Source organism: Streptomyces sp. NPDC050121, assembly GCF_044460385.1.
GTDB lineage: Bacteria > Actinomycetota > Actinomycetes > Streptomycetales > Streptomycetaceae > Streptomyces > Streptomyces soliscabiei.
Map to the genome: position 1 here is coordinate 114,955 of NZ_JBITJV010000016.1, position 12,188 is coordinate 127,142.

The window sequence follows — 12,188 nt, forward strand, 5'->3', positions numbered from 1 at the left end:
GCTGCCCCTTCACCAGTCGGGCACCGTGCCGCGCCGGGACTCCCAATCCAATGGCCGCATTGGCCGGTTGCCGTGCTTGTTTCGTCTGGGAGCGGCGGGACGTGGGGGGGCAGCTCACGGTGAGCGCGAGGCCGCGGTGGCGGTTGCCTGGCGCCAGGTGGGTGTGCGTGGGGCGCAGACGGCCCTCGCGGCTGCCAGTGAGGAAAATGTCAGGCGTAGGGACGGGTGGAGTGCTTAGCGTTTGCTCATGACGACGACAACTGCGCGGCGGGAACTGCGGGATGCGCTGGAGCAGGTGGTGCGGCGGTTCCGCAGCATGACGGCGCAGGAGATCAGAGTGTTGTCGCAGCAGTTGGCGGGCGGCACGCGAACACGGCGTTCCAATCCTCTCCTCGACTCGCTGGCGCGTGGTCGGGTGCTGAAGCACCTGGTTGAAGCCGAGTTGCCTGATGCTGCGGCATCAGCGGCCGTGGCGGGCGGCTACGAGGGCAGGACCCCGTGGAGGTCGCGGCTGTCGAATGCGGCGGCGGGCGACAAAAATCTGGCCCTGCAGATCGCGCACGCCTGCCTGAAAATCCTGGCGAGCAGTGAGCAGTTCAGTATCCCCGACGCTGTGGAGCGGGCGGTCGGCTACATGTGCGGTCCGCAGCTTGCAGACTGGGAGTACGTCTGTGTCAACGTCACCCTCGAGGGCGCTCCGTGCGTCGACATCGGTGGGTGGCAGCTCGCCGCGTTCGACTACGCCGGCGATCCGCTGCTGCCGCTGACGGGGGCGCCCGGGGTAGCGGGTGATCTGCTGGCACCGCGTGCTCTGCACGAGATGCACGGCTTCGGTCTGCTGCGCCGCCCGCTCACCGACGACCCGGTCCCGGTGGACGACGACCGCCCACGGGTGCTCGTGTGGCCTGTGCTCGCGCTCAACCTCGCTCTGGCGGTGCCGGTCGTGGCCGGTCCGCGCTACCTAGTGGAACCAGGTCGCCATGTCCTTGACCCGCATCTGGGCTGGCCTCTTCCATCAGAGGTGTCCCGCTGGGGCTACACCCTTGCCCCGCGGCGGCAGTGGCCCTCCTATCTGATCGACCGCCGGCAGGAAACGGACGTCGCCGCGTTCTGCCGCGCATTTCTGGCCGCCGTGGCAGGGCTCGACACCCGGCGCCGGGATCAACTCGCGCGAGCGGCCGACCACTTCCTTTTCGTCAACTGCCACGTCCTGGGCGACTCCCTTGGTGGCGCTGCGGCGTCGCCCCTGCATCTGAGCGAAGGCGCCTTGAAGCTCACCATGGCGCTGGAGAGCCTGCTGGGCGGCGGGGACGGCGGTCACGCTGACCTGAGCCGCAAGATGCAGCAGCGTGCCGCGGTGCTCGTCGGGGCGGACGACGATGACCGGTTGCAGGTCCGCGATACGGTGCGGGTGGGCTACGCGGCCCGTTCGGCCTATGCGCATGGAGGCAAGGACAAGGCGTCGGATCTGCAGGCTTTGCGGGCTGTGGTGTGTCGGGTGCTTGTCCAGTGGGTCGCCCAGGCGGCGCACTGCAGTCGCCTGCTGGGGCGTCACGGCGGTCGGGACGGGCTGGTCAACCTCCTCGACGACGCTCTGCTCTCCCATGGCCTGCGCCAGGAGCACATCGTCGGCCCGCGCGAGGCATTCCATGCCGCCGGCGGCACTGCGCCGCTGCCGCCCGTCGCGGCCTGGGCACCGGACCGGTTCCAGCTGGCCGGCCCCAGCCTTTCCTCCGTCGACCTGGTCTGAGGCCGCGGGAGGCGCGTGGCCCTCCGCCGCCCCGAGCGGGACGGGAAGCGGGTCAGCAGCCTGCGCGGTGGCGGATCCGCATCGGCAGCGGCCGGGGGTGAGTGGGGCGCGGCGTGCGGCTGGCAGCACCACCCGGTAGTCCACGGGGGGGAGAACGTCCAGCGGCTGACGATAGTGGCAAGCGCCAGCGTCACCTCCGTCATGCCGAAGGTGTCGCCGATGCACATATGCACGCCGCCGCCGAACGGCACGTACGCGCCGCCGGGCAGCTCGGCGGCCCGCTCCGGCAGCCAGCGGTCCGGGTCGAAGGTGTCCGCGCGCGAATATGCTGTCCTGCCGGTGCAGCACGTACGGGCTGTAGGCGACGCCGGTTCCCGCGGGGAGCCGCTACGGGCCGAGGTCCGCCTCACGAGTGGTTACCCGGGTGAAGATCCACCCGGCGGGTACAGCCGCAGCGATTCCGTCCGTACCCTCTTGGCCTCCGGCAGCCGGGTCACGTCCTCCCACACGGCCGGCCGCCCAGCACCTCGTCCACCTCCGCGCGTAGCCGCGCGGCGGCTTGCGGGTGTCGGCTCCTCGCCCATGATCTCGCCTATGTACCACTGGGCCGAGGTCGGGAAGCACTGGATGAACCAGCTAAGCATCTTCGCCAGGGGCACCGACAGGATGAGGTCCAGGGCCTTGAGCTGGCCGCCCCGGTGCTCCCTGACGCGCACCGAGGTGGCGAAGTCCTCCAGGACAGCGTGGCGGATGGTCGGCCCGAGGGCGTCGGTCGGGATGATCCGGTCCAGGCTGTCGGCGACCTCGAAGGCCAGTTGGTCGGCGACCTCTCACACGGTCGGCTCGTTGCGGTGGCGCAGCACCCCCCGCGTCTCCGCAGTCGGGACCGAGGCTCCTCCCTCAGCCCACGAGCAGTCCTCGACTCTGGCAGAGTGGGCCACGTGCCCGACTATGACCTGACACGCCTTGGAACTCGCGCCTTTGAGCAGCTCGTGGTTGCTCTGGCTCGTCGGGACATCGGACCGGGGGTGCAGGTTTTCGGCGACGGACGCGACGGCGGCCGTGAGGCCACATTCGAAGGCACGATCAACTGGTCCAGCACCTCGGCCGGAGGCACGGACCGCTTGGACTGCTGGTCGGGATATACCGTCCTGCAGGCCAAGTTCCATGTGAAACCCGGGCCCACCCCACACGACAACGCTCTGTGGTTGCAGGGGCAGATCAAGAACGAGATCGACGGTTGGATCAGGGCTGCGGAAGCGAGCACCCGGACTCGCCTTCCTGAGTATTTGATCTTTGTCACCAACGTCGATCTGTCTGCTGTTGCCAAGGTTGGCGGGATTGACAAAGTGAACCGGGCCGTGAGGACACGGCTGACTGAGATGGAGACCATCCGTAGTGGTCTGCGGGTCAAAGACTTTGCGATCTGGCATGGGGACCAGATCCGCTCGATGCTGGATGCCAATCAGGAAGTTCGCTACGCCTTTCCCGCTCTCCTGACAGCCGGTGACGTTCTGGCGAAACTGGCCCCCGACTGGGTCAGCTTGGGGAGCTTCGATGTACAGGACCCGTTGCGCGAGCAGCTCCTTCATGCGATCAAGGACGATCGCTGGATCCGGCTGAGTCAGTCAGGCGGTCCGGGTGAGGCGAAGCTCTGGCTCGACGACATCGCGATTGACCTGCCCGCCACTCTCGGAAGTCCTGAGGGTGACCTGACCGTCCGAGCCGTGCAGCATGTGCTGGAGCTTGGGGACATGGTGTTGCGTCAGCGCCAGCCAGACCGCGTCAAGCGATCCAACGTTGTGCTCGTTGGCGGCCCGGGACAGGGCAAGTCCACACTCAGCCAACTCATCGCGCAGGCCTACCGGGTGGCACTACTCACGGGCGCCTGTCCGGGGCCTTCAGTCCGGGAAGTGATCGACGGCACCCGCTCGGCTCTCGCCCGGCTCGGGCTGCCGGTGCCCAGCAACCGTCGCTGGCCGACACGTATCGACCTCGCCAAGTATGCCGAGGAGCTGGCCAGCGGCGCCGATGTTTCCTTGCTGCGGTGGATCTCTACACGGCTGTCGGAACGTACTGATCGGGATATCTCTCCCAGCGTGCTCCGTGGGTGGCTCCGAGCATGGCCGTGGGCTCTGATCCTCGATGGCCTTGATGAAGTTCCCTCGGTTGACGCTCGCCGTCTCGTCTACAACAAGATTGACGACCTGCTCACCAGCGCGGAGGACCTCGACGCCGATCTCCTCATCGTGGTCACCACCCGCCCCACCGGCTACGACGAACGCTTTCCCGCAGACCGCTTCGAGCACCTGCAGCTGCAGCGACTCCCTGGGGGTGAGGCGGCAGCCTTCGCTCAGCAGATCACCAACAAGCGCTTCACCGACGATGACGAGATGCGGCTCAAGGTGGCCGCACGCATGCAAGACGCTGCTCACGACCCGGTGACCATCCGCCTGATGGAGACCCCGCTACAGGTGACGATCATGTCGTTCATCGTGGAGAAATTCCCCACGCTGCCCCCTGACCGGTTCACTCTGTTCGACATGTACTACCGGACGATGTTCGATCGGGAAGTCGCCAAAGACATCCCCATCGCGCGGTTCCTGTCCCAGCACCGCACCCAAATCGACCGTCTCCACGAGCGCGTTGGGCTCATCCTCCAAGCCGCCTCCGAAACCGCGGACGGCGCCGAAGCAACGATCAGCCCTCGTGATCTCCACGACGTTGCCCTGCAGCGCCTGTTGGACCGTGGATTCACACCTGCCGATGCTGAAACCCATGCCGGAGCCCTAGTCGAAGCAGCCACCCACCGGCTCGTCCTCCTTGGTCCCCGGGACAACGGAGTCGGCTTCGACATCCGCACCCTCCAAGAGCTGATGGCCGCGCGCGCCGTAGCCGAAGGCGATGACGCTGTCGTGATGTCCCGGCTACGGCTGATCGCCCACCACCCCCACTGGCGCAACACTTGGCTGCTTGCCGCCGGCGAGCTCCTCCTGCGTTCCGAACGCTTCGAAAAGAGGATCCTCGACCTACTCAAACAACTGGACTCCGATCCGCACCGGCTGAATGCCCGTTACCCGGCCGCGCCAGCGCTCGCCGCGGATATCCTCGACGACAACCTCGCCGCCAAACGGCCCCGCTTCGAACGAGGTCTCATCGAACGGCTGCTCAGCGTCCTGGACCGCCCACCGGTCGTTGACCTACATCGCCTCGCCACAACACTCCTGCGCATCGCAAGCACAGGTACCTACCGTCGGCTCGTCTACGAGCGCATCAGCTCTGCTGCGTCAGCCGGAGCCGCACGCCGAGCCGCTTCCGCCCTTGTGCTGGAAGAGATGGCCATGGAGGTTCCCCCTCACGACGCACGGCTCACCAGCATGCTCAATGCCTACCGCGCGCTGGCGATGCCTGAGACTGAGGTGCAGGCAGTTGGCGCCTGGCAGGCTATGTCAACACGCATCATTCCCCTTGAGGGCACCGATGGTACGGAGCTCCATTTCCGTGTGTTGGGCGATGTCGTTCTCTTCTACGATCCGGACGCGAAGACCGTCTCGTTGCCTGCCTATCTCGAGGAACTCGTGGAACCTGTCGGCCTCAGTGGCGAGGATCTAGAAGTCCTGCGAAGCGGCCTCGCGACGCTGTCGACCTCCCGCTTCTGTCTCTCCGGCCCTCCGCCCGGAACTGCCATTCCTGTCGTCCTACTCAGCGGACCGGCGGAACCTCTTGTGCAGGCCCTTCAGAACGAGGATGTAGCAGCATCACTCGACCTTGCCCTTGGCGCCTTGCCATCCACGAAGTGGACTATCGAAGCCATGCTCGGTGCCACCTTCAAACCCAGCCAGAACCGGCAACCTGTCGGACCTGCACTGCTGCTCGCCGTCGCCGAAGACCACACCGCAGACAACTACTACGCGGACTGATCGGCCTGCTGGTGATGGAGGCGGTGCGGGGCCAAGTGGCGGCGGCAGAGACGGAGCTCGGGCTGAGCTGTGCGCCCGTCTCCAGCAGTCCCAGGACCGCTACGACCAGGCCGTCACGGAGGGCGGGGCGGCCTGACTCACTGAGGTCTGCGCGGCCACACGGCCGCTGGGGGCGGATCTGCGTCCTGCCCCCACGGCTGCGGGACCTTGATGGAGGAACGGCAATGGGGCCGCAACAACGAGGGCCAGCCGATCGCGTGGGTGGGCAGCGCACCCGACTTCTGGTAAGCGGCGGAGGGGCCCCGGGCACATGGGCGGCCCGGACACCCGCGGCAAGGCCTCGGTATGTCTGGCTGCTTCAGGTGGCGCCGGGGTTTCCATCAACGGCATCTGCTCGCCTTGCTACTCGGACGCCAGAGTGTGCAGGCTGATGATCTCGCCGCAGATGATGTAAGTATTCAGCGCGCAGAGATTAGCGATCCCGACCGCGACCTCCGCGTGAACTGCCTTGTTCGTCATCTTGTCGATGGCGCTGAACCGCTCGTACAGGCCGGCAACGATGGCGGTGATGAGCACCTTCTCGGAGTCGCTGCTGACCGTCTGCTTGATGAACACGGACAAGCGATTGCGGTGTTTCGAGTCGTCGAGGATCATCCCGTCCGCAGAAGGCTCGTCACGGGCTGGGAACACGTGGTCAACGACAGCTTTCAGGATGCGGCGGCACGTAGTGATCGCCTGGGACAGTTCTTCAGTGACATCGCGCTCGGGTGCGCTGTCGGCTGCCTCCTGGAGGCGCCGGTAGACGGCGCTGAACTGCTGGAGCAGATCCGGCACACCTTCGGCAAGGAGCGCGTCAACCTTGACACGGTAGCCGCCGAAGATGGACTCGTTGATGGTGCCGTAGTCGAGACGACGTTCCCAGGAGCACAGGAGGGCGAACGTCAGGTGCCGGGTCCGGGCAAGGATCTGCTCCCTCCGCACTCGCGTGGCCAGATCCTTCTCGTAGTCGACCTTCTCGCCATTCTCCTTGATCCATTCAAGTTCCTTATCCCAGAACTCCAGCTGAGCAAGCGAGCTACCGTCGATGTTGTCGCTGCCCTCGATCTTGCGGTCATTCATCCACGCGCTGAGGGCTTGCTCTGCGGGCCCCGTCATCGATCCCCAGGTCGATGGGTCCTCCATGAGCATGCGGGAGATTTCACCGTTCGTCTCGCGGTCCCCACCCATGGTTTTGAGGTCGAGCGAAAGCCGGATCGCGTATTTGGTGTCGCCCACCAGGTTCGCGATGCGCACAGCACGACGGACTGACACTTCCAGGTGCGTGTCGTCGAACTCGTCGAGTGCCTTCCGAACGAGACGCAAAATGTGATCGTTTGTTGCCATAGCGGAAGCCTAGACATCCCGATGCTGCGAACCCACCGCATTACGGCAGGATCCGCCCGGGGCCAACGGCCGTACTCCCAGGGCCTGAGCGGCGGTGCTGGTGGCGGCAAACACCATGGCATCCTCGCGCCGAAGTGACGGCAGGCGCCGATGAGACGCGACCGGGCATCCTGCGATCCACGCTGCGCGATTGCGCCTCCTGCGCTTACATTTGCGGCGTCGTTGACTCTGCGCAGGGTGTGCTCAGGCGTGGACCCCTGCGCGGCATCCGACATGAGCTTGGCCGGTGTCACGATCTTCCCAGGTGTGATCACAGCGTTGATCTATGTCACCACGCTGGGAGTGCGACATCAACGTTGCCGCGGTCGCCGCCCTATGCGGCAGCGTCTTTGGCGATGGTCTCCAACTCGCTGATGTCTTCGTCGGAGATCGATTCACGCAGGCGGCTGACCAGTCTCCACTGGTTGGTCAGGTTGGCGTGGCGTCCGGCGACCATCGAGACTCCGATGCCGAGCCGCGCGGCGAGGATGATCATTTCGCGGTGGGTGGTCGCGCGGGCAATCGCGTCGCTGATGTCACCGGGGAAGAGCATCTCGATCGCGAAGTCGTTGGCTTCGGTTTCGGTCTTGTCGGCGGCATCTCCTCCGTCCAGGTCGAGGAAGCTGGTGCGGCGGGGGTGTCGCACGATGTGTCCGATCTCGTGCAAGAGGTTGAACCAGAAGGTGTCATGGCGCCGGTGGCGCTCCGTGATGCCGATGGCCGGCCGATCACCGTTGGTCCACCACGTGGCCGCGCACACGCGTGTGCCTGGGACCTCGCGTACGAACGTGAGGGCGACGCCGGCCTCGGCGAGGGCGGCGCGCGCTGCGACAAATCCGTTGGGCACGGTCATGGTGGTCATGGTCGGGATCGATTTGGCGACGGCGCGCAGTTTTCTGGCGTTGAACGGTTCGACGGAGACGTCGCGTGCGGACCGCTCGACCAGGCGCAGCCATAGTGCGGTGTTGGGCTCGCTGACGGTGAATGCCTGGCTGCGGCGGAAGGACACCGACGGCCGCAGCCAGGTCTGGGTGAAGGCGTCGGGTGTGGCGACCTGGAAGAGCTTGAGGATCTTCTCGGCGCGGGCGATGCCGGTGTCTGCGGCGTCGATGATCCCGTGGAGTCGCAGGGTGGCGGTGTCGAACTGGCTGGCCCAGGTGCCGTATTCGCCGAGGGTTGCTTCGGCGCGGCGTCGGCTTTCGAATGCCTGGTACTGCGTGTCGAGGTCGATCCAGAAGGAGGCCGGAATGTCGAGGGCGCGTTCGAGGAGGATGGAGACGTCGGGACTGATCCCGATGGTCTGCTTGACGATCTGGTTGATGTGTTTGGCCGACAGTCCCGTGCGCTGTGCGAGCTCGACTTGCCGCATCCCGCGTTGGTCGAGGACGCCGCCGAGGATCTCGCCGGGGTGGACTCCCCAGTGGGGCTGGAACTCCTTCGCGGGGGCGCTCATGACTGCACCTGCAGGCCTGAGCGCCCTCCGGCGCGGACATCGTGCACCTCAAGACGGGTGATCTCAGCGAGGTGGGAGTGGGGGGCCTCCACCTTGCTGCCGTCGGTGCGGCAGCCCGTGGCGGTGAGTGCGGCCCGCCGGTGGCTCAGTTCGATGCTGGACATCGCTGTCGGTGCGGCCATGGCGATCAGTCCGATGGCGAGGGCGTCGGCCAGCGTGGGCATCGCCGATTTGAGCAGTTGCAGCAGCACCATGACCTCTCGGGCGGTGTCCGGCCAGGCCTTGAGGAGCAAGGTCTGCGAGGTGAGCAGCTCGCTGAGGTCAGCGTCCGGGATCGTCAGAAACACCGTATCAACATATCTCGTCGCCGGTGTGCCCTCCAAGATGCCCACACCCCACTTTGCCTCAAAAATCTTCACCGTGTTCGCGACTTCTTGGGGGTATGATCTCCTCAAGATGCAGCCCTGATCTTGCTTGGGGACGCCATTTTCTGGAGAGAGGGGCAGGTCATGAGGGTTCACACCTACAGGGACAGCCAGGGCGGGACGGAGACCCGGGAGGTCGAGCCGCAGATCCGGCTCTCCGACGTGGTGAGCGTCGAGGCCGGCGAGAAGGCTTACCGCGTCGGCGATGAGGCGGAGCTCGACGTGGAACTGACGGTGGCCGAGCTGTTCGGTGAGCAGTCCGGCCACGTCGTCGTCCACAAGTGCCACCGGATCGAGGTTACTGTCGCCTACGCAGGCGCGGAGAAGGTCGTGCAGGCGCACCCGGCCACCCGGGTGCGGCAGGTGCGCAAGGAGGCGATCGAGGCCTTCGGGGTCCCCTCCGCAGACGCGGCCGACCTGGTGCTGCGACTGCCGTCGACCACCACGGACCTGCGGCTGGCCGACCCGGTAGGCGCGGTCGTCCCGGCCGGCTCGTGCGCGGTGGCCCTCGACCTGGTCCACGCCGGCAGGTCGCAGGGATGAACAGCGCTGCGGAGCCGGGCGTCGACCCGTGCAAGGCGCGACTGCTGCGTGACCTTCAGGATGTGGCAGTTGATGCCGGGGTCGACGCCGGGCTCTGGCGTATCGTCAGCGTCGCCTGGCCGACGATGACTGTCGCCTTCGCTGTCGGTGGGGGCAGGGAGTGCGGGATGCGTCTCGACCTCCAGGACTATCCGGCCGTCGCGCCCGCCGGCCAGCCGTGGGATCTGGTGGCCGATGCGCCCCTGCCGGTCGAGGGGTGGCCCGTCACCGGTCGCAGCCCCGAGGTCTTCCGCCCGGACTGGTCTCCCGGCAACGGGAACGCTCCCTACCTGCCATGCGACCGGGTCGGCCTGGCGACACACGGCCAATGGGCCACCGAATCGCCGGAGCGGGCCTGGGACCCGAGCAAAACCATTGTGTTCTATCTCGAGGAGATGCACCGCATGCTGTCCGAAGCCCGCATGCCGTCAGGCGGCACCTCGTGACGGACGCGCGTCTGGTCTTCGACGCCTCCTTGTTCCGGGGCATGATCCGCGAGCTGGCACGGCGCGGCGCGGGCCGGCGTGAGTCGGGGGCATTCTTGCTGACCGATCGCGACCACCCTGCGGACTGCCTCCCCCAGCCGGTGACCGCCATCGCCTACTACGACGACCTCGACCCGGGCTGCCTCACCGGCGCGATCACCTTCCGCGCCGACGGGTACACCGCGCTGGCCGCGCGCTGCCGCCGCGACCGCCTGCGCGTCGTCGGCGACATCCACACCCACCCCTTTGACCGGGTGGCCCAGAGCCACACCGACGCCGCCAACCCGATGGTCGCCCTGGACGGACACGTGGCGCTCATCGCCCCCCGTTACGCCAGCGGCGTCACCGACGCCGGGGCGCTGGGCGTGCATGTGCGGGAGAACGGGGGTTGGTCCTCCTCCTTCGGGCCGCAGTCCGCGGCCCTCGTCCGTATCCGCAAGCACCGCCGCCCCCGGCTTCAGTGGGCGCGGCTGCTCGCACGCCATCTGGCCGCAGGCTGGAAGCGCCTTCGGAGGAACGCATGAACGTCCCCAGCAAAGACATGGTCCACCGCACCGCCCTGCTGGGCGTGCACGACGGGACACATCCGACTCTCGAAGCCGCGCTCGACGCCCACGCCGCTACCGGCATCGTGATCGTCGCCGAGCCTCACCCTGGCTGGCATCCCGCGTACCAGGCCGCACTGTGCACTGCGATCGCCACGGCCGTGCGGGCCTTCGGCAACACCAAGGTGGTGGCGGATAGCGACGGCGCGATGACGGCCGGCCCGCACCGAGGGCGCACCGTCGCCGACGTCGTGGCCGACGAAGGCGGCACCCTGGCGACGGGCCTGCAAGACGTTCCATCGCACTGGCCGGTGGTACTCCTGGGCACACCGGCCCCCGCGCTCTCGCAGAACCTGTCCACACGTGCGGTCGTGCTGCGCGTGGACTGGAACAGGTGGACTGCCTCTGTGCGCCCGGCCACGGGACCGGCAGCCAACACGAACGCTGCGGGCGAGGACGTGAGCGACACCGAGAACGTGCTGGCCGCGATCTGCGCGGCCGCCCTCAGCGTCCACGAGGCGTTCGGCGCCGTACAGGCCCGCCCCGGCAGCGACGTCGGTCATCGGTCCATCAGCCTCAACCTGTGGTCCCCGGCCGGAGAGGGTGATGACGGGCCGCCCCTCACCCACACGCCAGCCTCATGGTGGCTGATCGGACTCGGTCATCTCGGGCAGGCCAACGCCTGGGCCCTGTCCTGGCTGCCCTACCCCGATCCCGGTCGGGTCTCCATCGTGCTCCAGGACGTGGACAAGGCCGTCGACGCCAACCACAGCACCGGCATGCTGACCCCCCGCCGGCCCGCCCAGGTCCGCAAGACCCGCATGGTCGCCGCCAGGCTCGATGCACTCGGCTTCGAGACCCGCATCGTCGAGCAGCGTCTCCACCACAACACCCGCGTCCCCCCGGACCACACCCACGTCGCTCTCCTCGGCGTTGATAATCTGCCGACCCGCCGCATGATCAGCGCCGTCGGCTGGGGCCTGGCCATCGATGCCGGACTGGGTGCGGGCCCGGCCGATTTCAACGCCATCCAGCTTCGCCGCTTTCCTGCGGCACGTCCGAGCGATCAGGTGGCCGCCTGGGCGGAGCCGCCGGCCAGCAGCGTCGTGCTGCCGCGCAACCGCGCCTTCGATGACCTGTCCCGCCGTGACGCGTGCGGCGCGGTCCAACTCGCCGGGACCGCAGTCGGCGCCGCCTTCGTCGGCGTGATCGCCGCCTGCCTCGCAATATCCGAGGCGACGCGCCAGTTGCTCGGCGGCAGGAGCCTGGACGTCCTGAGCCTGCACCTGGGCACGGCCGACCTCGACGTGGCGCTGGCCAGCCGCGAGTCCTGCCCCACAGCAGTCCAGCTCACCACCAGCTGAAGCTGTAAAAGGCGTCCTTACACCGGTACCCCTCCCATCGATCAACGCTGCGACCCTCGACATGCACCCTGCTGCTGGAGCACTTCCTGCGGTTCGTACCTGACCGCTTCGAGGCGCAGGCCGATCTGTACGGCGAGCGCACCGCCTATCTGGGGCCTGCCAAACCCACCGACGACGGCTCGCCCGGGGTGTGGCCTGAGAAGGCTGCGCAGGACGACCGCGCCCCCGTCGCCACCCCGTCC

Annotated in this window: 9 protein-coding genes and 1 pseudogene; 6 read left to right on the forward strand and 4 right to left on the reverse strand. The window is 67.3% G+C overall.

The annotated features are described in order from the left end of the window. Positions 1-247 precede the first annotated feature (247 nt). A complete protein-coding gene (locus ACIBTS_RS24570) occupies positions 248-1,750 on the forward strand; it encodes a hypothetical protein (RefSeq protein WP_399322146.1) in 1,503 nt (500 codons plus the stop codon). A gap of 155 nt (positions 1,751-1,905) precedes the next feature. Here the strand turns inward: ACIBTS_RS24570 and ACIBTS_RS24575 are convergent. Next, positions 1,906-2,160, reverse strand: a pseudogene (locus tag ACIBTS_RS24575) (cytochrome P450); the annotation flags it as partial. A 531-nt stretch (positions 2,161-2,691) separates the two neighbouring features. Here ACIBTS_RS24575 and ACIBTS_RS24580 point away from each other — a divergent pair. Then, the gene (locus ACIBTS_RS24580; RefSeq protein ID WP_399322148.1) at positions 2,692-5,670 is read left to right on the forward strand and encodes an NACHT domain-containing protein; all 2,979 of its coding nucleotides are present in this window, start codon (positions 2,692-2,694) and stop codon (positions 5,668-5,670) included. 402 nt (positions 5,671-6,072) lie between these two features. On the opposite strand, the gene ACIBTS_RS24585 is transcribed toward ACIBTS_RS24580, so the two are convergent. From ACIBTS_RS24585 to ACIBTS_RS24595, 3 genes are all read right to left on the reverse strand, one after another. Beyond that, on the reverse strand, positions 6,073-7,053 hold the full coding sequence (locus tag ACIBTS_RS24585) for a hypothetical protein (RefSeq protein WP_399322150.1): 981 nt from the start codon (positions 7,051-7,053) through the stop codon (positions 6,073-6,075). A gap of 373 nt (positions 7,054-7,426) precedes the next feature. Continuing rightward, positions 7,427-8,545, reverse strand: coding sequence for an ImmA/IrrE family metallo-endopeptidase (locus tag ACIBTS_RS24590; RefSeq protein ID WP_399322152.1), 1,119 nt, complete (start codon positions 8,543-8,545; stop codon positions 7,427-7,429). Next, complete coding sequence (locus tag ACIBTS_RS24595; protein ID WP_399322153.1) at positions 8,542-8,892, reverse strand: hypothetical protein; 351 nt, start codon at positions 8,890-8,892, stop codon at positions 8,542-8,544. Before ACIBTS_RS24595 ends, ACIBTS_RS24590 begins: the two co-directional genes overlap by 4 nt. Positions 8,893-9,054: 162 nt before the next feature. On the opposite strand from ACIBTS_RS24595, the gene ACIBTS_RS24600 reads away from it, so the two are divergent. Genes ACIBTS_RS24600 through ACIBTS_RS24615 form a run of 4 tightly spaced genes read left to right on the forward strand, consistent with a single transcriptional unit; the run spans position 9,055 to position 11,946 of the window. Beyond that, the gene (locus tag ACIBTS_RS24600; protein WP_399322154.1) at positions 9,055-9,513 is read left to right on the forward strand and encodes a hypothetical protein; all 459 of its coding nucleotides are present in this window, start codon (positions 9,055-9,057) and stop codon (positions 9,511-9,513) included. Further along, entirely contained in the window at positions 9,510-9,998 is a 489-nt protein-coding gene (locus tag ACIBTS_RS24605; RefSeq protein WP_399322155.1) for a hypothetical protein, read from the forward strand. The genes ACIBTS_RS24600 and ACIBTS_RS24605 overlap by 4 nt, the downstream gene beginning before the upstream one ends. Then, a complete protein-coding gene (locus ACIBTS_RS24610; RefSeq protein WP_399322156.1) occupies positions 9,995-10,561 on the forward strand; it encodes a hypothetical protein in 567 nt (188 codons plus the stop codon). Before ACIBTS_RS24605 ends, ACIBTS_RS24610 begins: the two co-directional genes overlap by 4 nt. Beyond that, entirely contained in the window at positions 10,558-11,946 is a 1,389-nt protein-coding gene (locus ACIBTS_RS24615) for a hypothetical protein (protein WP_399322157.1), read from the forward strand. Before ACIBTS_RS24610 ends, ACIBTS_RS24615 begins: the two co-directional genes overlap by 4 nt. The last annotated feature ends 242 nt before the right edge of the window (positions 11,947-12,188 follow it).